Raw genomic sequence first — 20,461 nt, 5'->3', positions numbered from 1 at the left:
GCCAGCGTTCGTTCTGAGCCAGGATCAAACTCTTAGCTCTAATTTACTTACAGATAAGTATTTCTACCTATCCGCTTTTTTTACTATCTTGACGGTTCTTTTCACGGAACCTGATTTCTTTCCTTTTCCTCTCGCGAGAAAATCTACTTAAAACCATGGAACCGCACTCTGTTTTTGCTTTCTTCTCTTGTCAAATAACTCCTCTTTGCTGGGCGTTTCACTTTCTCGTTTGAGTCGGTGGTTCGCTAGCAGCGAGAACACCTAGCTACACAACCCAGTTTGAGTTGTCAAATCTTTCTTAAAAAAAAATTACATATTTCATTTTTTTAGTATAACATATTGTAATTATAAGACTTAAATTTTCTTTGGTTTTTTCTTAAATCCTTGGAGCTAAAGCCTCTCAAATTATATTTGAAACAAACAAATACAATAACTTATCTATTAATTTTCGTTTTTCATAATCCTTATTATATTGTAATTATTACTATAATGTTTTTTCGAGTTTAGAGAAGAAAAGAAGAAACCTCTTTTTATAAATTTTTACTTATTTTTTATTACCTATTTTATTTAGTAGATTAGCAAAATTTTATTTGATAAAGCATCGGCACTAGTTTTGATACCCGTTTACACTTTCAAAAATAATGGAGTACAAGATGGTCAATGAATTTAGTAAGGAAAACACTTTATTTACACGCAAGGTTGTCTCTGACGCCTTAACTTTTGATGATGTTTTATTACTTCCTAACTATTCCGAAACATTGCCACATGAAGTTGATGTTTGTTCCTATTTATCTAAATCTATTAAACTTCATAGCCCAATCATCTCTGCAGCTATGGATAGCGTTACAGAGCACGAGCTTGCTGCTTGTATGGCAAGACTAGGTGGTCTTGGAATCATACATAAAAATCTTTCTCCAGAAGCTCAGGCAGAAGAAGTAAGACTCGTTAAACGCTCTGAAAGCGGTGTAGTAGCAAATCCTTTAACAATTTCCCCTAATGATACTATAAAGCAAGCTAAAGCAATCATGGAAAGCAGAAAAATATCTGGCCTACCTGTTGTACATAATGAAAAGCTTGTTGGACTTGTTACGGGACGTGATATTAGATTTGAAGCAAACGAATCTATACAAATAAAAGATATTATGACAGAAAGAAGCAAATTAATCGTTATGTCTAAAAAACATAGAGATACTCCTTTTGATAATAATTTATTTGAAAATGTTAAAAATTTACTTCAAAAACATAGAATAAAGAAACTTCCCATTGTTGATGAAAATGATCATTTAATCGGTCTTATAACAAGAAGAGACATTGAGAATGCAATTAAACATCCCAATGCAAGTAAGGATGCCTCTGGAAGACTTTTAGTCGGAGCTGCAGTTGGAGTGACTCCATTCGATATTGAGCAAAGAATCCCTGCACTTGTTGAAGCAGGAATAGACGTTCTAGTTATAGACACGGCTCATGGCCATAGCAAGGGCGTTATTTCAACAGTAGCGGCAGTTAAAAAACAATATGGGAACAGGTTTTCCATTGTTGCTGGAAATATTGCTACAGGCGCTGCTGCAAAAGCTTTAGCTGAAGCAGGCGCTGATTGTGTAAAAGTTGGAATTGGCCCGGGATCAATTTGTACAACAAGAATCGTTGCTGGAATTGGAGTGCCGCAAATTAGTGCTATCATGAGTGTAGCAGAAGCTCTTGCGGGCACAAATGTAAAAATTATTGCTGACGGTGGAATTAAATTTAGCGGTGATATTGTTAAAGCACTTGCTGCTGGAGCGCACACCGTTATGCTAGGCGGATTGCTAGCCGGGACAGAAGAATCACCAGGCGAAAGAATTAGCTTTCAAGGAAAAGTATTTAAAAAATACAGAGGTATGGGCTCATTAGGAGCTATGAAACAAGGATCAAAAGATCGCTATTTTCAAGGAACACAAAGCGACAATAATAAATTAGTTCCTGAAGGCATTGAAGGACAAGTTCCATATAAAGGCCCTCTAATCGAAGTGCTTCACCAACTCGTTGGCGGAATTCGAGCTGGTATGGGATATACTGGCGCAATAGATATTTCCGATCTTCAAACCAAAGCAGAGTTCGTTAAAATAACAGCTGCCGGTTTAAGAGAAAGCCATGTTCATGACGTAAATATTACGGAAGAAGCTCCAAACTACAGCATAAGTAGAGGATAAATTCTTTAAAAGGCTTGCTAAAAACAAGCTTTTTTTGTTTCCATTCATAAGGAAAAAACAATGATTTTAGTAATTGATTTTGGATCACAATTTACGCAGTTAGTTGCAAGAAGAATTAGAGAATTATCTGTTTACTCTGAAATCGTTCCTTTTACATCCGCAAAAGAAAGAATTTCTGAATTAAAAAAACAAAAATTACTTTCTGGAGTTATATTTTCTGGTGGTCCACATAGTGTTTATGAAAATAATTCTCCTAAAATAGATTTGAATATTGAAACACTTGAAGTTCCAGTACTTGGAATTTGTTACGGTTTACAATTAATTAATTTTATGCTTGGCGGAACAGTAGCTCCTTCTAAAAATAGAGAATATGGTTTTGAAAAAATTATAGTTGAAAAAAATATTCAACCTGAAAACCCTTTATATAAAATTAAAGATATTGAAGAAAATATAGTTTGGATGAGTCATGGTGATGAAATAAAAGAACTATCTTCTAAGTTAACAGTTGATTCTGTTACAAGAAATAATGTAATTTCATCTTTTCATCATAAAAACTTACCTATTTTTGGCGTACAATTCCATCCCGAAGTCGAACATTCTAAATATGGAAGAGATCTTATAAAAAGCTTTGTTCAGGATATTTGTAAAGATAAAAAGGAATGGGATAGTTCATTACAAATTGAAAGAGCTGTTGAGCTGATAAAAGAAAAGGTAACAGCAGAAGGCCCTGACACACAAGTTATTTGTGCTCTAAGTGGTGGCGTTGATTCTTGCGTTGCAGCAGTATTAACCCAAAAAGCAATTGGTGATAAGTTACTTTGTTTATTTATTAATAATGGTTTATTAAGAAAAAATGAGTACGATGAAGTTCTTGCAAGATTTAAAAAAGATTTAAATTTAAATGTAAAAGGCGTAGATGCCTCTGAACTTTTCTTATCTCGTTTAGCTGGAGTTACCGATCCAGAGAAAAAAAGAAAAATCATTGGAAATACTTTTATTGATGTATTTGAATCTGAAACCAAAGAAATTCCAAATGCTAAATTTTTAGTACAAGGAACTTTATATCCTGACGTGATAGAATCTATTTCTCTTCATGGAACAAGCGTAACAATTAAAACACATCATAATGTTGGTGGCCTTCCTGAAAAAATGAAATTTAAACTCATTGAACCACTTAGAGAACTTTTTAAAGACGAAGTCAGAAGACTTGGTGCGGAAATGAACATTCCAAGCGATATGCTTGCAAGACATCCTTTCCCAGGACCTGGTTTAGGTATACGAGTTTTAGGAGAAGTAACTAAAGAAAGATTAAATATCGCTCGTGAGGCAGATGCTATTTTTATAGAAGAGTTAAAAAAACAAAATCTATATAATTCAACCTGGCAAGCATTTGTGGTATTGTTACCTGTAAGTTCTGTAGGAGTCATGGGTGATGGTCGCACTTATGAAAGTGTTGCCGCAATACGATGTGTTAGCGCTACTGACGGCATGACAGCGGATTGGAGTAAACTTCCATACGAATTTTTAGCTCATGTTTCTTCTAGAATTATAAATGAAGTTAAAGGTATTAACAGAGTTGTTTATGATATAAGCACAAAACCACCAGCGACAATTGAATGGGAATAACAGAAATTTACCAAGAATATAAAAAAATGCAGAGCTATCATATTTCAAATTTTGTTCCTGAAATTGAAAAGCTTACTGCAGTTGTTATTACAAAAAATGAAGAAAAAAACATTGCAAAATGCCTAAACTCTTTATCGTTTGTAGATGAAATTATTGTTGTTGATTCTGGAAGTACGGATAAAACGCTAGAAATTGTGAAAACATATAAAGATATTGTTCTCATAAAAACGGAATGGTTTGGATTTGTTGAAAATAAAAGAATTGGTATCAATCGAGCCACCCATGATTGGATTCTTTGGATCGATGCAGATGAAGAGGTTCCAAAAGAACTTGCAAATGAGTGGATTACAAGAATTCATCAGGGAACTTTTCATGAAACTGGTGCCATTGATTTTCCAAGAAAAACCTTTTTTCTTGGACACTGGGTTAAACATTCCGGATGGTATCCAGGAAAAGTGATTCGTTTTTTCCATAAAAAACGAGCTTATTTAAGTGATAATATTCTTCATGAAGGCGTTATTCCAAAAACCGGATATGTCGTCGAGCATTTTCAAACTGATTTATTACATTATTCATATACATCAATGTACCAATATTTTGATAAAATGAATAAATATGGATATGCTGGAGCAAAAGAAATTGCCAGAAAAAAGAAAATAGCTTTTTTTCCCCAAATTCTTTTACAACCTATTTGGACTTTTTTTAAATTTTATATTCTTAAAAAAGGTTTTTTAGATGGTAGAATTGGAATAATCATTTGTATGGGAGCTGCTTTTTCTAATTTTATCAAATATGCAAATTACTTTTTTCTAAAAAAATATCAGTATGTAGACCTAAACGAAAAAAAATAACAAACTAAACTTTTATGTTTAGGAAGAAATTCATGGAAGAAAATTTATATCAAAGAATTTTAATCAGCCGAACAGATAATATTGGTGATGTCATATTAACATTACCAATGGCAGCTTTAATTAAAGAAAAATATCCTAATTCTAAAATCATTTTTTTAGGGAAAAAATACACCAAACCCATAATAGACATTTGCACAAACATTGATGAGTTTTATGATTGGGATGAAATAAAAAAAAAATCAGACATAGAAAACGAGTTTAATAAAATAAACTGCGATACAATTATTCATGTTTTTCCTAATAAAGAAATTGCAAAATATGCAAAAAAATCGGGGATAAAAAACAGAATAGGAACAAATAGAAGATTATTTCATTGGATCTATTGTAATAAAAATATTACTTTAAGTAGAAAAAAATCAAATTTACATGAATCTCAATTAAATTTAAAACTATTGACTCCACTAAATATAAATACCGAATTAAATATAAATCAAATTTCTAAATTATTTGGATTAAAAATAAAAAACAAATTACCTGAAAAATTTAATTATTTAATAGATCCTTCAAAATTTAATTTAATTTTACACCCTAAATCAAAAGGAAGCGCAAGAGAGTGGGGAATTGATAATTTTGTTACTTTGGCAAATTCTTTACCAGAAAAATCTTTCAAAGTATTTTTCTCAGGTAGCACAGAAGAATCTAATTTTATAAAAAGTAATATTATAAGCAGATGTCCTTCTGCTATAGATGTTTCAGGATTATTTAATTTAAACGAATTTATTTCTTTTATAGATTTATGTGATGGCTTAATTGCAAATAGTACTGGACCTCTACATATTGCATCAGCACTAGGAAAAAATACCCTTGGCCTTTATCCACCAATTGAAGCAATGGCACCTAAAAGATGGGCTCCCATTGGAATTCATGCTCAATATTTAATAGGAAATAATATAAGCAAAAATGAATACTGTGATATAAAATGCACAATTCAAAAAAAATGCCTATGCATGGAAAATATTTCACCTAATATTTTATTAAACATAATTACAACCTGGAAAAAAATTTCTAATGGTTGATTAACTCAATTTATTTTCGTAATATTTATATGTTATCTTTTTGTGCGTTTCCTTTGCTGATAAATATTTTTAAATCAAGCAATGAATTCATAAAATAGAATGAGTAGTGTAAAATTATATCAAATTTATGGAGAAAAATATGGACTATAAAGTTAAGGATATTTCCCTATCTGAACTTGGCAGAAGACAAATTGAACTTGCAGAAAAAGAAATGCCAGGTTTAATGACTTTAAGAGAAAGATACGGAAAAACAAAACCACTTAAAGGAGCTCGTATTGCAGGCAGTTTACATATGACTGTAGAAACCGCAGTTCTTATCGAAACTCTTACAATTCTAGGCGCTGATGTCCGTTGGTCTAGTTGCAATATCTTTTCCACTGTTGACGCTGCGGCATCTGCTATTGCATCAACCGGTGTTCCTGTTTTTGCTTGGAAAGGCGAAACAGAAGAAGAGTATGTTTGGTGCATTGAGCAAACTCTTAAATTTTCAAATGGACAAGGCCCAAATATGCTGCTTGACGATGGTGGCGATTTGACAACTTTAGTTCACAAAAAATTTCCTCAATTATTAAAAGAAATTAAAGGCGTTTCAGAAGAAACAACAACAGGCGTTCACCATTTACATCAAATGCTAAAAAAAGGTGAATTAAAAATTCCTGCAATAAATGTGAATGATAGCGTAACAAAAAGTAAATTTGATAATTTATACGGATGCAGAGAATCTTTACCAGACGGAATTAAAAGAGCGACAGACATCATGATCGCAGGTAAAACTGTTTTAATTGCAGGATACGGTGATGTTGGAAAAGGCTGTGCTCATTCCATGAAATCACATGGAGCAAGAGTATTGATAACCGAAATTGACCCTATTAATGCTCTACAAGCTGCTATGGAAGGCTATCAAGTTGTTCGAGTGGAAGATGTTATTCATGAAGCACACATCTTTGTTACTACAACAGGATGCTGCGATATTATATCAGCTGATCACATGACAAAAATGAGAGATCAGGCTTTGGTTTGCAACATTGGACATTTTGACGTTGAGATTGATGTTGCCGGATTAAAAGCAATTAAAGGCATTAAACATATTAATATTAAACCTCAAGTCGATAAATATCATTTTCCTGATGGGCATGAAATCATTTTATTAGCCGAAGGAAGACTTGTTAACTTAGGCTGCGCGACAGGTCACCCTGCTTTTGTAATGAGTACAAGTTTTACAAATCAAGTGTTAGCTCAAATTGAATTATGGCAAAATAACAGCCAATATAAAATTGATGTATATACGCTACCTAAAAAACTTGATGAAGAAGTTGCACGTCTTCACCTTGAAAAACTTGGAGTTAAGTTAACAAAGCTAACAAATAAACAATCTGAATATTTAAATATAAATATTGATGGGCCTTACAAACCAGAAGCTTATAGATATTAATTTAAATTAGTTAATTATATTTTGTAAAATAATGAATATGAGTTTATTTAATCTTTTAATGTATCTAATGTATATCCTAAACTTAAAATAAGCTCATTCATCCATAAAACCTGATCCGCTACACCTTGATAAACAGGAATATTAACCAGACTTGCATAAGCCTCTTTATCAGTAAATTCTATATAAATTGGATTCCAAACAACAAATCTAAATCCAGCCTCAACTCCAACAGTCCAACCATTTAATTGCCACCAACCATTCTTCACTCCAAATAAATTACCCCATTCTTTAGAACCCACATAATTTGTATTTCCGAATACTCTATTTTCTGAATGAGGTAACATAACACCTGCCCCAGCTTTAATAATACCCGCTATACTAAAGTTTTCATTTGTTTCAAATAATATTGGAATTCTTTTTACAAGATTAATCATCACATGATTAGCACCATTATGTAAATTATAATGAAAATAATCATAAGTTAATAGTTGAATAGAATCGGTGTAATTGCCATTAATTGTTCCCGAAACCCTTGCGTATTGATCAATAAATGTTGAATATTTTGTGTGATCATAATTTAATTCTAAACCCCAAGTTCTTTCTTTATCAAAAAAGTGACCAATTCGAACATTAAATTGAGGTTCAGTTAATTCTTTATTAAAAACTCCACTATTCCATTGAGGAAAGTCTTCTGCACGAACATTATAAATTGTAAAATCATTACCTAATGACTTTTGGGAAATATGAATATCGCTTGGGCGCCAATAATCACGATTGTATCCCCAAGAAAAATACCATTCCCCATCCCAGAATCCCGGCGATTCACTTTGTATAGGGGAGTTTGATTTATTCGCTAAGTCTTTTTCATTTTCAGTATTTGCATAAATAAATATAGACTTAGTTAATATTAACAAAAAAACAAGGTATTTCATATTTTATAATCCGCAAATAATGTTTATAACCGATAACAATATTTAGTCTTTAATTAATAAACCCTTAAAAGTGCTTAAAGTATAAAGAAATTATAATTTATAAAATTTAAATATCAACTAAAATTATATTTTTAAAAATTATCTATTTTTTTTTGAGACAAGAAATATAGCAGAAATTATAAATAAGATCGAAAACCACTCAAAAGGTTTAATATTTTCGCCAAATATAATATAACCCCAAAATAAACCAGCTAAAGCAACAATACAACCCACTAAACTATAAAAAACAGCACCAGCTACTCTTAATAATTCAAAAAATAAAACATAACCAATACTAGATAATATGATTTCAATAAGAATAAAAAAATCTGGTTTATTTAAAGGAAAAACAATTGGATGAAAACTATTATTTAAGTAAACTAATGGCATAATTATAAAAGTGGCAGCAACCAACATACCACATGAAAGCGCTAAAGAAGATGTATTATTTGGTCTTAATTTAACCATAAAAACAGTGCATGAAGCTAATAATAATGGAGTCAATAAAGCAAATAACATCCATTTGTATTCTAAATAATTTGATAATTTAGGAAGAAATAAAATAAATAAACCTAAAAATCCCAAAATAATACCGATAAATCTTGTCCATGAAAATTTTTCAATGACAAAAACAATCGATAATATATATGTTAAAATTGGAGAAGTATTTATAATGAGTCCTAAAATTCCCGAAGGAACATGCGATGCTGAAAAATACATTGTTAAATTAGGTAATGCAATTCCAAGTAATCCGCATATAAAATAAAAAAAGATATGCTGTAAATTATAAGGAGGAACTGATTTTTTTTGAATATAAGAAAGAATAAAAACTAAAATAGCAGGTCCTAAACTTTGCCAAAATGCATAGCCAAGTGGAGTAATTCCACTTTCCATTGCAAATTTAGCAATGGAAAAGCTTGTTCCCCAGGTAAAACCCAATGATATTAACAAAAAAATAGGATAAACAGAATTTTTTATATATAAAGAATTCATCCATAATCCTTTAGCTTATTAAGAAAAACTTTCTGAGCGAAAATCCTTCAGTAGAAATACTTGGAACAACAAGGGCAATATTAACCCCTTCTTTCTTAGCTTCTTCTAACAATAAAGAATATGTAGGATCAATTTCATGTGCTGCTCGAAAACCATTTTTTAATATTTCTTCAGAAATATTATTCCCTCTCATAAGTACAAAAAACAACCAAGATTCATCACCTGATTTTTTTGCATGAATTAATTCTTTTAAATGTTTTTGCCCTCTTTCTGTAACAGCGTCAGGAAAAGCCCAAACATTATCTTCTAATTTTAAACTTACACTTTTTACTTCAATCCAACATTTTTTTGCTGAGGTAGAAGAATTTAAACAGAAGTCAAATCTTGTTTCTTTAGTAAAAACAGCTTCTCTTTTAAATTGATTCCAAAATTGGAATTTCTCATATGGAAAATCAGCTTCTATAAAGTTTTTTTGTTCTTTTTGCCCAATTGTATGAAATAATAATTTTTCAATAAATTGATTCGCTCTTGAGGTATTTAAACAAGCCAAGCCATCTTCTAATTTTAATAATTCTAAAGAATATCTCAATTTTCGGGAAGGATTTTTAGAGTCCAATATATAAGCTTGCGCGCCTTCGACTAAACAGCTTTTCATACTACCGCTATTCGCACAATGAACAGTTAAAATGTCATTTTCTTTTGTTTTTACATCTACAAAAAATCGTTTGTATCTTTTTACAAAGTTACATTCGTCCAACATGATATTATATATTAATAAATTCATATTAATTCATTTCAGAAGATTCAGAATTTACATTACTTCTACTGGCATATATTTGTGATATTTTATTCATACCTACTATATAATTACGGTTACAATAATGACATTTCATCTCTAAGTCTTCCGATTTTTTTATGATATCAGAAAGATCTTCCATTGGTAATGTAACAAGAACACTTTCTACTCTTTCTTGAGAGCAGCTACAAACAAATTTCGGGTTTAAACTTTTTACAGCTTTTGTTTCATCAGGGATTAATTTTTTTGATAAAATATCAGCATCACTATTTAATAAATATAAATCTTTCATTGATGGCAAAGAAGCAATATGATTTTTTAATTTTTCAGAAACACTTTCTGGAATGTCAGGCAATTCCTGATAAATCACTCCAAATGCATTCAGTTTTCCATCATTCTCATTCACCCAACTACTTATTTTTAGATAAGTATTCATTTGGTAACTAGAAGACAGATGATCATTTAAAGCTTGTTCTATTGAATTTAATTTTGAAACCGTATGCCCTTCAGATAAAGTTGATTTTTTTCTTTGGGAACGCATAGATCTAATTTGAAGTTCAGGAATGATATTATTTCCTAAATCAATTTGTTTTACAATTTCAGACTCCTCATTGCATTCAATATAGCCGCGAGTTTCTGCTAAAAATGAAGTTTCTGTGCCTATTGTAAAGTCACTTCCACAATGAATTCTTAAATTAATTCTCTCTTCATAATCTAATATCGATGATAATAATACACTTCCAAGTAAGGTATCAGATAAAAGAAGGGCTCGATTATTATTTAAAATATGAAGATTTTTAGCTTCTTCAACCAAATGACTTAAATGGAGCATTCGATAGCTATAATAAACTTTTGTATCTACCCCAAAAAAAAGATAGTCTTGAAACATGAAAACCCCCAATTTATGAATACAATAAGAGTATAAAAAAACTCTTTCAATTTAATCTCCATATACCAAAATGAAGATGATTTCGACAAATTATTGAAAAATAAGGCGTTTCAATTAAACTTAATTCTATGGCATTCCTTAATTGAGGAATCTGAATCATTTTATAAAGATAAAGAGGAAATCATGAAAGTATTGGTCACGGGTGGGGCTGGTTATATAGGAAGCACAATTTGCTCTGCGCTAGAGGATTCAGGTCATATCCCTATTGTTCTTGATTCACTTGTCACAGGAAAAGCCGAATTTGTTAAAAATCGTTCTTTTTACCAAGCTGATATAGCTGACAAAGAAGCCTTAAAAAAAATATTTCAAGAGCATCCAGAAATAAAACATGCAATTCATTGCGCAGCTCTAATTATTGTACCTGAAAGTGTTGAAAAACCTTATGAATATTACAGAGAAAATGTGTCTAAATCAAATGAATTATTTAGAAATTTAATTGATTTAGGATGTCATCAAATTGTTTTTAGCAGTTCTGCTTCTATTTATGATATTGCTCCCAACTTTATGGTAACAGAAGAATCTTCGTTAAAACCAGGGAGTCCTTACGCTAAAACAAAACTTATGATGGAAATGATATTAGAAGATTACTGCCATGCTTATTCAAATATAAAAGCAATATCTCTAAGATATTTCAATCCAATTGGTGCCGACCCTAAAATGCGTTCAGGAAGCCATGCTAAAAATGCGAGCCATGTTGTGGCAAAAATGGTTGAAACAGCTCAAGGAAAAATACCTGAATTTTGTATTACGGGAGTGAACTGGCCCACTCGTGATGGCAGCGGAATAAGAGATTACATTCATGTCTGGGACTTAGCTTTAGCCCATGTAAAAGCTGTAGAAAACTTTGGCTCCATCTTCTCTAATAAAAAAGAAGGATATTTGGTGATTAACCTTGGAACAGGAAATGGTGTTACTGTAAAAGAACTTTTAAAAGCATTTGAAAATGTTTATGGAAAAAAACTACCTCAAAAAGAAACAGAACCTAGACTTGGAGATGTTGCAGGAGCATATGCAAATGCAGATAAAGCATTGAAATATTTAAAATGGAAAGCAAATTTTAGTATTGAAGAGGCCATAAGAGATGCTTTAAAATGGTCTGAATTTCAAGCTGCTTTATTTAAATAATTTATATTCATTTTTTTAATTGTCAAAAACTTAATATATTGTTAGAAATTAATCACATATTTATGTTCAATTTATATAGTAAATTGAACATTTTGTTTAATTATTTTCAGAAAAAAGGATTTTTTCATGATAATACGTTTATGGCGATATATTTTATCATTTTCTCTTTTATTATTTGCATTTAAAAATATTGATAGCTATTCATCAACTATAAATAACAATATGTTAGAAGAAAATAAAAATACAATAAATCAAGCAAAAATCTTTATACCAAATGAAGGTTTATTATATTTATATAAAAATTCAGAAATAAACACAATTCAAGCATTAACACCCAAAAAAACATAATAATGAAAGGGTTTAGTAATAAAGAAGAAGATTATGAATCTTTTTATATAAAGATTACAGATGAATTTGGGAAAAATTTAGAAAATGCTTTTGATTCAAAAGTGATAAGTATTGAACCCGATAAAAGATGGAGTAGTTTAAATTATGTTTCCCGTCTTTGCGATAATATAAAATTTAAAACAGAAGATTTAAATAATATTACAATTTCTGGACTACCAGAAAATATTAACTCACTTTTAACTTGCCAATTTGTAATTAAATCTTTAGATACAAATAAAATTATATTAAATAAAAATCTAAAAAATTTCCAATTAAAAATAAATTATCCATTTGAATCATGGGTACAAATTGCAGAAACCTATATATCTGAAAAAGAAAAAGCAAAAGATTATGGTAGATATATTCCAAGTTCTTATAACACGGCTATATCTATTAAAAATATGCTAAATAAAATTGAAGCAAATAATAAACTTCCTGATAATATCAAAGATATAAATTTAACCAAAAATATAGAAATCCGAGTCCCACCGGCTTCAGTTGTAAAGACTGTTTATTTAGATTTTAGCTCAATTTATAAAATAAATGTTTTTCCTGATGTAGAAAATTTAAAGATTACGGGTTTTCGTTTAGAGAGTCCCCAATCCATTCGTTTATTTCCAAATAATACAAATGTTAAAAATCTTGTTTTTAGTGGTAACGTATTCCCAAAAATACCTGAATTTGCATTTAATCAATTTAAAAAACTAGAATACATCGATCTAACAGGAAATCATATCCGCGAGATAGATAATAAAGCTTTTCAAGGTTTATCTAATTTAAAGGAAGTTATCACAAGACATAACTTAGAATTAACTTATACAGAATCTTCAAAAGTTAAAAAATACCAATATTTTTGTGGAATTGAATCTTTAACAGATTATGAGACTAAATATAAACCGTTCTGCCAAAATGATTTTATACCATCTAATAAATTTATTTTTAATTCAAATACAAAAGAAATGATAATTAAAAATAATGATAAATATTTAAATTTAGATCTTAGTTTTTTAAATAATCTAGAAGAAACTAAATATATTGAAAAAATGACTATTATTGGTTTTAGGGTTTCATTAAAAGATAACGTAAATTATATTAAAAAAGCATTTAATCTAAAAGAATTGAATTTTGAAAATAATAACATTTATGATATTCCAAAGTACTCCTTTAAGGGTATGAAAAAAATTGAAAAATTATCTTTTAATAATTCAAATATTCAGTTCATAGAAAAAAATGCTTTTAGTGGATTAGAAAATTTAACTGAATTGACTATTAAAAATAATGCGATGAGGATTGGTATTCCAGATCGAACATTTGGTGGAATTTATAAATTAAAAAAACTCACTATTATAAATTCAAAGTTAGAAAATATAGGTAAATATTTTCTATGGGATTTATTAGATTTAAGCGAATTAAATTTAAGTAATAATAACATAAACAATATTCATGTGGAATTATTTTATAATGTTCCTTTTTTAGAAATTTTAAATTTAAGCAATAACAATATTAAATATTTACCTCATGCCGTTTTTTCTTATAAACGCCTACTTAAATTAAAAAAATTATTTTTATCCAATAATAGTTTAATTGAAGGCTCTAATTTAAAAGATTCATTTTCAAATAAATGTCCTTCGATAGATGTTTATGAAAAAGATAATTTTATTTGCATGTAAATAAAATTTTTATCTAACGCTCCCAAAGCCTTCATAAATAGAAACACCATCAATTTTCCAATTGCCATCTTTCATAATTTTATTTATTTGAGCGTTTTGGGAGCCATTAGCTAAATATTGTAAATTTCTCAATAAAATAAATGCATCAAATATTTTTGATTCTACCCCTAACGTTTTTAAATCGGAGTTTAATAATTCCTCAAATGAATTTTTAAATCTTCCATTTTCTGATATTATTTTTAAATAATTTAAATCTTTTTTACTTGATAATATCATTTCATTATTTTTTTCTGGAAATATAGTTGGAATAGAAAACATATCTACTAAATAATTTAAATCCTTTAATCCCTTAAATCCTTCAGCAACAATTAATGTATGAATGTGTTTATCAAATATTAAATTTAAAGCAGCAGTTGATAAACTGCCCTCATCTGAATTAGCTTCTTCAATTTCAATTTTATAATGAACACCCTGAACAGCAGTAGATGAAAAAAACGCAGAAATAGCTCTTAAAACATTTTGATTGTATTTTTGTCTATCTTCTCTATTAGATAAAATAAGTCCTATTCTCATTTCTTGTGGATCATCATGGTTTAAATGAACCAATCGAGATCTTAGTTTTGAGTTTTCAATTAAAAAACCAGACTCTAGTAAAATACTTTCTGGATTTTTGACGATATTTTTTTCTAATATATCTAGAGATAATTGAAACTCTCCTTCTTTCATTTTTAATAAAAAAACATTTTCAATAAAATTATTTTGAAAATTTGAATCTAGATTATTCTCAAAATTTAAAATATTTAATCTAGATTCAATATCAGATAATAATATTATTTTATTCGTATTTTTATTTAAATCTACAGACTGAATATTATTTTTTTTCATTATATTTAATAAATAAACTAATTGAGATCTTTCAAAATCTTTATTTTGTATATTTCTCCCAGATTCAGCAGATAAAGCATAAAATCTAGCTAAATATAAAGGTTGTAAATTTGGATTCCCCATTTTTTTTGATAAAATAACTGCATTTTTATAGTCATATAATAAATAATAAATTTGCAATAATGCATAAGAACATATTGAAGAAATAGATAAAGGCAAAACATTATCACTTAATGATTCTTCCAAATACTTTTGGTACTGTTTAATATCATTGTAATTATTATTTATAAGTGAAAGTCTACATTTTGAAAAAGCGACTTCTTTTTTCGATGAATATTCATTTTGAATTACGTTTTTATAAAATAAAGAAGCTTTATCAAACTCTTTATTATAAAAAAAACTCTCTGCTTTATCAAAAGCGGAGAGCTGGGCTTGAATAGGAAATACATAAAAAATAACTGATATATAAACAATTATTTTGTTAGTCCGGAGAACCAACTCGAACCATTGCCGTCCTAAGGATGCGATCCCCAATTTTATATCCAGCCATAAATTCATCGATTACAGTTTCCTGCGTGTAAATAGGATCTACTATTTTCGCTATTGCATTGTGAAAAGCAGGATTAAAAGGAGCATCTTTCCCAGGAAGTCTTTCAATTCCATGTTTTTTAACGGTGTCTTGGAAAACCTTAGAAACAAGCTGAACACCTTCAACAATTCCTGCAACTTTTATACCTTCTTCAGTTTCAAAGTTTATATGGGATTGTTCAATGGCAGACATTGCCTTATCAAAGGCATCAATGACAGGAAGAAGATCTTTTGCAAACTCTTGAATAGAATAAATTCGAGAATCTTGTTTTTCTTTTTCCATTCTTTTGCGAGTATTTTCAAAGTCAGCAGCTATTCTTAACATACGATCATGAGTTTCAGCCAATTTTGCTTGGGTTGTTGCACATTCAGCCTCTAACGCTGCAATTTTTGCAGCTTCTTCACTTAGAACATGAGAAGCGCCGTTTACATTATTTTCATTATTTGCTGAATTATCTTTTTTATCAGAAGAGGACTCGCTTGTTGGCTCTTCCGCAGAAAATTTAACTTTATTGTTCAAAATCATATTTATAACCCTCTCGTTTCATTTCGATCAGAATCTTGATCTCTAAGAGTTTAAACACCGAAAGGCACTGGTCAACAATAAAAATTTTGAATATGTGCATTTGGTACTTGAAAAGTCTTCTCCTCTTTATAAGAATGACCTGCGTTTAAGCTAATTTTCAGGAAAGGCGTAACTACATCATGCTTGATCCCAAATTTATCCGAGATAATTTAGAAGCTATTGCAATTGCTGCAAAAAATAAAAAATTCGATTTTAATCCAACCCTTTTTACAGAACTTTACGAAAAACGTTCTAAATGTATCAAGGAAACGGAAGAATTAAGAAATAAACGAAACGAAGGATCCGATGCCGTAAAAAAGGCAAAAAGCAAAGAAGATCGTGAACATCTCGTTTCTCAAATGAGAAAAATGGGCCCCTTACTTGAAGAAGCAGAAAAACATCTTCGTGAAGTGGAGTCTGAGTTTGATAAACTTTTGTTGACCATTCCAAGCATTCCATCCGAAGATACCCCCGTTGGAGCATCTAATCTCGATAATGTAGAAATTAGAAAAGTAGGAGAAGTTCCTAACTTTTCTTTTAGTCCTAAAGATCATATTGAATTATCTAAAAAACTTGGAATCATTGATTTTGAAAGAGGGACTACAATTGCGGGAAGCCGTAGTTATTTTCTTTTAGGCGCAGGAGCTGAACTTGAGAGAGCAGTACATTCCTTAGCATTAGATCTCTTAAAATCTCGCGGTTATAAGCAATTTACAGTTCCCGTTCTTGTAAGAACAAGTGCTATGGAAGGGACTGGGTATCTACCTGGCGGAGCGGATCAAGCTTATTATGTAGAAAAAGATGATATGTGGTTAGTTGGGACATCGGAAGTCCCACTTGCAAGCTACCATCAAAATGAGATTTTAGAGACTTCACAATTGCCAGTAAAAATGTGTGCTTGGTCTACATGTTTTCGCAGAGAAGCGGGAGCCGCAGGAAAAGATACAAAAGGTCTCTATAGAGTTCATCAGTTTCAAAAAATTGAACAGGTTGTTATTTGCGAACCTAATATTGAAAAAAGTGATAAACTTCATGCCGAATTATTAAAAAATGCAGAAGATTTATTAAAATTATTAGAATTACCCTATCGAGTTGTTCAAGTCTGCACTGGAGATCTTGGACAAGGTCAAGTTAAAAAGAACGATATTGAAACTTGGATGCCAAGTCGAAATAATTATGGTGAAACACACAGTTGTTCTAGTTTTTATGATTATCAAGCAAGAAGATTAAAAATAAGAACTCGAGATGAAAACGGTAAAAATCAATTTTGTTTTACTTTAAACAATACTGCTGTTGCAACTCCAAGAGTATTAATACCATTAATTGAAAATCACCAAACTACAGATGGCCGAATTCGTATTCCAAAAGCTTTGCAAAAATATATGGGTGGTGCAGAATATATCGAATAAGAAAACATATGGAGTATTAAAATGATAGCATGTATTTGGGATTATTTTGGAAAAGATTCAAAAGGAACAGCTGAACATTTTGAAAAACATTTAAAAGAATTTATTAAAGTTAAAAACATTCAAAATATTGTAACTGGCACTCAAGCAAATAAAGAGGTTCAATCTTTTGTCTGGTGTGCTGGAAACAAAGATGATCTTTTATTAATTATTGAACTATTAAAGCCTAAACATTACCTAAACAAAGAAAATTTTAACGAATTTGGAATTCATATTTAAACTTATAAAGCCAAAGTTTTGGCTCATTTTATTATTATCTTGGAATTTTTAAATTTAAAATATTAAAATAAATATATTTCTATATTTAAAAATTTTGGAGAAAATAATGTCTATAAAGTTTTTTATTAAAAATATTTTATTTATAGCAATTTTATTAATTCCTATTAACTCCTATGCTGGTAAAAAAGATATTGTCATTGTTGAAAGCTATAGTAAATCTTACAAGTGGGATGCGGATTATTGTAAAGTTTTAAAAGATAAATTTGGAAAAAAATATAATTTAACCTTTTTTGAAATGGATACAAAAAGAATACCCAAAACAGAACATGAAAAAATGGGAAATAAAGCCTGGGAACTTATTCAAAAAATCAAGCCAATTTTAACAATAGTCGGAGATGATGCGGCTTTAAAATTTGTAGGGCCTAGACTTGAAGAAAATAAAATAAGAACAGTTTATTTAGGTATAAACAATAATCCAAGAGTTTATTTTGATAAACAACCAAAATATATCACAGGTATTTTAGAGCGTCCTTTAATGAGAAGATCTGCTATTTTTATAAAGGATATTATTCCCAATACCAAAAAGATTTTAATTTTATTTGATAGTGATAGAACTTCTGAAATTGTTCATAAAGACTTTTTTTATGGGAAACCTTCGATTACTTTTTCAGGAATTACATATGATATGTATTTAAATAAGACTTTTGATGAATGGCAAAAACGAATATTAGAAGCACCTGGTCAATATGATGCTATTATAACAGGACTTCATTCTACTTTAGCAGATGAAAATCATAAAAATGTTGAATCTGAGAAAGTAATGAATTGGAGCGCCCAAAATACTAAAATTCCACTTTTTGCGTTTTGGGACTTTACAGTAGGAAAAAACAAGGCAATGGGCGGACTTGTTTTGACTGGAGCAAGTCAAGGTAAATCGGCTTCTGATTTAGCTGAAAAACTTTTAAATAATCCAAATTTGCTACCAGGCTCATTATTTCCAATTTATTTGCAAGAAGGAAAGTTTATTTTTAGCAAATATGAACTAAACCGCTTTAAACTAAAACTTCCAAATGAAATAAAAGATAAAGCTATATTTCTTGATTAATTAAATGTTAAAGAATATCAAAAATAAAAAATAATAAAATTTGACTTAAATTAGCTCGTGTACTTAATCTGAATTATGGCCCTTATGTATTTTGCTCAACCCGAATGCAAGTTTATTTTAAGAAAGATATAGTGTATAGATAACAAATAAGATATATTCAAAAGAGTTTAGATAATGGTATTCGATAAATTAATTCACTATTATTAGAGTCAATTTTTTGAATTATAATTTTTACTAAATAGTAAAACTATTTAGTAAAATAAATTTATAAAACTTGGATGTACTTAGTAAATAATTAAATTGAGGTTATGATATAATATGAATAATATCAAATATGTATTTTTTTCTTTAATATTTTTTTCTTTAAATGCTTCAGCAATTGATAAAATAAAGATTGCTTATTATGATAAATTTCATCCTTTTTCTTTTTATAACAATGAAAATTTAAAAGGTATTTTTGTTGATACAATGAAAATTTTATTTAAAGACTCTAAGGATATTAGCATATATTCAGAAGGTTTTCCATGGGAACGAGCTCAAGAACTGGTAAGAAAAGATGAGTTTGATGCCCTTGTTACACTTTCAAACCCAGAGAGAGAAAAATATTTATATCATACTTCTAATCCTGTTTTTGAAGATAAACTTGTTTTAGTTTATCTATCAACAAATCCAAAAGAAAAATTTATAAAAAATATAAAAGAAAAAAATGATGTTAAACAATTTATGATTAACGATTACATAGGTAATGGTCTAGCTAAATTTATTTACTCTGAAAATGATAAATTTAAGATAGATTATTCTGGAAATTTAGAGACATGTTTTTTAAAGTTAGTTAATGATAGAGGGGATATCATTATTACAAACAAAACAAATGCAAATATTTACCAATCACAGTTAAAAGGAAAGAATTTAAAATATATTGAACCATTATTTTTAAAGAATGATTTAAAATACTATTTTTTTCTTAGAAAAAGCTATCTAAATGCTGAAAAAATAATAAATTTTATAGATAAAAAACTTGCGCAGGATGATACAAAAACCATACAAAAGACTATTTATAATAATTATATTTATAAAGAAAAAATACAAATAGAAAGTTTTAATAAATAAATTTTATTGGAAGAATTGACAGATTGTTTACCTGAGCTAAAAACAGATGAAAAAGAAGCACTCTCCGCTGGAAACTCTCCATGAAGAGCATGTTCGTAACTTCCAAAAGACTGCTTCCAAAAAATCCTTATTTTACTTAAAAAGTAAATTTTAAAATCTTTTATTATTGTTCCTAGCCTTGAGCATATTTGATCTGTTATCATCACTCTTAACATGTTTGATAAACCAACTTTTGCAGGAAACTTATCAAAGATCAACTCTTTCTTTAATATTTGAGAACACACCCTAATATGAGTAATTATGAAAAAATTTTCTTCCATTATTCTAGCAATTTAAAGTGATTCCTTTTGGTGGACAATATGCTATGAACTTAGGCGTTCATATAGAAGGGTTGTCCAATGTTAAAGAAGAAATCAGTTAAAAGTCAATATTCTCTTGAGTTTAAAAATCAAGTTCTA

General features: G+C 29.4%; 19 protein-coding genes. 12 read left to right on the top strand and 7 right to left on the bottom strand.

From position 1 onward, the window contains the following. Positions 1–653: 653 nt before the first annotated feature. The 5 genes from guaB to ahcY all read left to right on the top strand — a co-directional run bounded on the left by guaB (position 654) and on the right by ahcY (position 7,174). Positions 654–2,189 (top strand): IMP dehydrogenase, encoded by a 1,536-nt coding sequence (gene guaB, locus ACIQ56_RS05235; protein WP_397600020.1) that lies wholly within the window; start codon positions 654–656, stop codon positions 2,187–2,189. 60 nt (positions 2,190–2,249) lie between these two features. Then, a complete protein-coding gene (gene guaA / locus ACIQ56_RS05230) occupies positions 2,250–3,815 on the top strand; it encodes a glutamine-hydrolyzing GMP synthase (RefSeq protein WP_397600019.1) in 1,566 nt (521 codons plus the stop codon). Further along, positions 3,806–4,666, top strand: coding sequence for a glycosyltransferase family 2 protein (locus tag ACIQ56_RS05225; protein ID WP_397600018.1), 861 nt, complete (start codon positions 3,806–3,808; stop codon positions 4,664–4,666). The genes guaA and ACIQ56_RS05225 overlap by 10 nt, the downstream gene beginning before the upstream one ends. A 32-nt stretch (positions 4,667–4,698) precedes the next feature. Next, positions 4,699–5,742 carry a glycosyltransferase family 9 protein gene (locus ACIQ56_RS05220; RefSeq protein WP_397600017.1) on the top strand — a complete coding sequence of 348 codons (1,044 nt, stop codon included), beginning with the start codon at positions 4,699–4,701 and terminating at the stop codon, positions 5,740–5,742. Between the two features lie 127 nt (positions 5,743–5,869). After that, complete coding sequence (gene ahcY, locus ACIQ56_RS05215; RefSeq protein WP_397600016.1) at positions 5,870–7,174, top strand: adenosylhomocysteinase; 1,305 nt, start codon at positions 5,870–5,872, stop codon at positions 7,172–7,174. Between the two features lie 47 nt (positions 7,175–7,221). On the opposite strand, the gene ACIQ56_RS05210 is transcribed toward ahcY, so the two are convergent. From ACIQ56_RS05210 to ACIQ56_RS05195, 4 genes are all read right to left on the bottom strand, one after another. Next, the gene (locus ACIQ56_RS05210; protein ID WP_397600015.1) at positions 7,222–8,106 is read right to left on the bottom strand and encodes a hypothetical protein; all 885 of its coding nucleotides are present in this window, start codon (positions 8,104–8,106) and stop codon (positions 7,222–7,224) included. Between the two features lie 138 nt (positions 8,107–8,244). Next, entirely contained in the window at positions 8,245–9,138 is an 894-nt protein-coding gene (locus tag ACIQ56_RS05205) for a DMT family transporter (protein ID WP_397600014.1), read from the bottom strand. A gap of 10 nt (positions 9,139–9,148) precedes the next feature. Beyond that, positions 9,149–9,922 carry a DNA/RNA nuclease SfsA gene (sfsA, locus tag ACIQ56_RS05200; RefSeq protein WP_397600013.1) on the bottom strand — a complete coding sequence of 258 codons (774 nt, stop codon included), beginning with the start codon at positions 9,920–9,922 and terminating at the stop codon, positions 9,149–9,151. A gap of 1 nt (position 9,923) precedes the next feature. Further along, positions 9,924–10,823 (bottom strand): Hsp33 family molecular chaperone HslO, encoded by a 900-nt coding sequence (locus ACIQ56_RS05195; protein WP_397600012.1) that lies wholly within the window; start codon positions 10,821–10,823, stop codon positions 9,924–9,926. Positions 10,824–11,006: 183 nt separating this feature from the next. Here ACIQ56_RS05195 and galE point away from each other — a divergent pair, with 183 nt between their 5' ends. From galE to ACIQ56_RS05180, 3 genes are all read left to right on the top strand, one after another. After that, complete coding sequence (galE, locus tag ACIQ56_RS05190) at positions 11,007–12,008, top strand: UDP-glucose 4-epimerase GalE (RefSeq protein WP_397600011.1); 1,002 nt, start codon at positions 11,007–11,009, stop codon at positions 12,006–12,008. Between the two features lie 126 nt (positions 12,009–12,134). Further along, positions 12,135–12,356: a hypothetical protein gene (locus tag ACIQ56_RS05185; protein ID WP_397600010.1), complete on the top strand. Its 222-nt coding sequence runs from the start codon at positions 12,135–12,137 to the stop codon at positions 12,354–12,356. Between the two features lie 2 nt (positions 12,357–12,358). Beyond that, entirely contained in the window at positions 12,359–14,065 is a 1,707-nt protein-coding gene (locus ACIQ56_RS05180; RefSeq protein WP_397600009.1) for a leucine-rich repeat domain-containing protein, read from the top strand. A 9-nt stretch (positions 14,066–14,074) separates the two neighbouring features. Here the strand turns inward: ACIQ56_RS05180 and ACIQ56_RS05175 are convergent, their stop codons facing one another. Both ACIQ56_RS05175 and ACIQ56_RS05170 read right to left on the bottom strand, forming a co-directional pair. Further along, complete coding sequence (locus ACIQ56_RS05175) at positions 14,075–15,508, bottom strand: hypothetical protein (RefSeq protein ID WP_397600008.1); 1,434 nt, start codon at positions 15,506–15,508, stop codon at positions 14,075–14,077. After that, entirely contained in the window at positions 15,432–16,064 is a 633-nt protein-coding gene (locus ACIQ56_RS05170) for a nucleotide exchange factor GrpE (RefSeq protein WP_397600007.1), read from the bottom strand. The genes ACIQ56_RS05175 and ACIQ56_RS05170 overlap by 77 nt, the downstream gene beginning before the upstream one ends. A gap of 179 nt (positions 16,065–16,243) precedes the next feature. Here ACIQ56_RS05170 and serS point away from each other — a divergent pair, with 179 nt between their 5' ends. The 4 genes from serS to ACIQ56_RS05150 all read left to right on the top strand — a co-directional run bounded on the left by serS (position 16,244) and on the right by ACIQ56_RS05150 (position 20,003). Next, positions 16,244–17,512: a serine--tRNA ligase gene (gene serS, locus ACIQ56_RS05165; RefSeq protein ID WP_397600006.1), complete on the top strand. Its 1,269-nt coding sequence runs from the start codon at positions 16,244–16,246 to the stop codon at positions 17,510–17,512. Positions 17,513–17,533: 21 nt separating this feature from the next. Beyond that, positions 17,534–17,788 (top strand): hypothetical protein, encoded by a 255-nt coding sequence (locus ACIQ56_RS05160; protein ID WP_397600005.1) that lies wholly within the window; start codon positions 17,534–17,536, stop codon positions 17,786–17,788. A 106-nt stretch (positions 17,789–17,894) separates the two neighbouring features. Next, positions 17,895–18,893, top strand: coding sequence for an ABC transporter substrate-binding protein (locus ACIQ56_RS05155; RefSeq protein ID WP_397600004.1), 999 nt, complete (start codon positions 17,895–17,897; stop codon positions 18,891–18,893). A 318-nt stretch (positions 18,894–19,211) separates the two neighbouring features. Next, the gene (locus ACIQ56_RS05150; protein WP_397600003.1) at positions 19,212–20,003 is read left to right on the top strand and encodes a substrate-binding periplasmic protein; all 792 of its coding nucleotides are present in this window, start codon (positions 19,212–19,214) and stop codon (positions 20,001–20,003) included. Here ACIQ56_RS05150 and ACIQ56_RS05145 read toward each other — a convergent pair. Next, positions 19,964–20,323: a hypothetical protein gene (locus ACIQ56_RS05145; RefSeq protein ID WP_397600002.1), complete on the bottom strand. Its 360-nt coding sequence runs from the start codon at positions 20,321–20,323 to the stop codon at positions 19,964–19,966. The genes ACIQ56_RS05150 and ACIQ56_RS05145 overlap by 40 nt on opposite strands. Positions 20,324–20,461 lie beyond the last annotated feature (138 nt).

Origin of the sequence: Silvanigrella sp. (genome assembly GCF_044369315.1) — a bacterium.
In the GTDB taxonomy this organism is placed as follows: domain Bacteria; phylum Bdellovibrionota_B; class Oligoflexia; order Silvanigrellales; family Silvanigrellaceae; genus Silvanigrella.
This window is presented reverse-complemented; position numbering and strand designations above follow the sequence as displayed.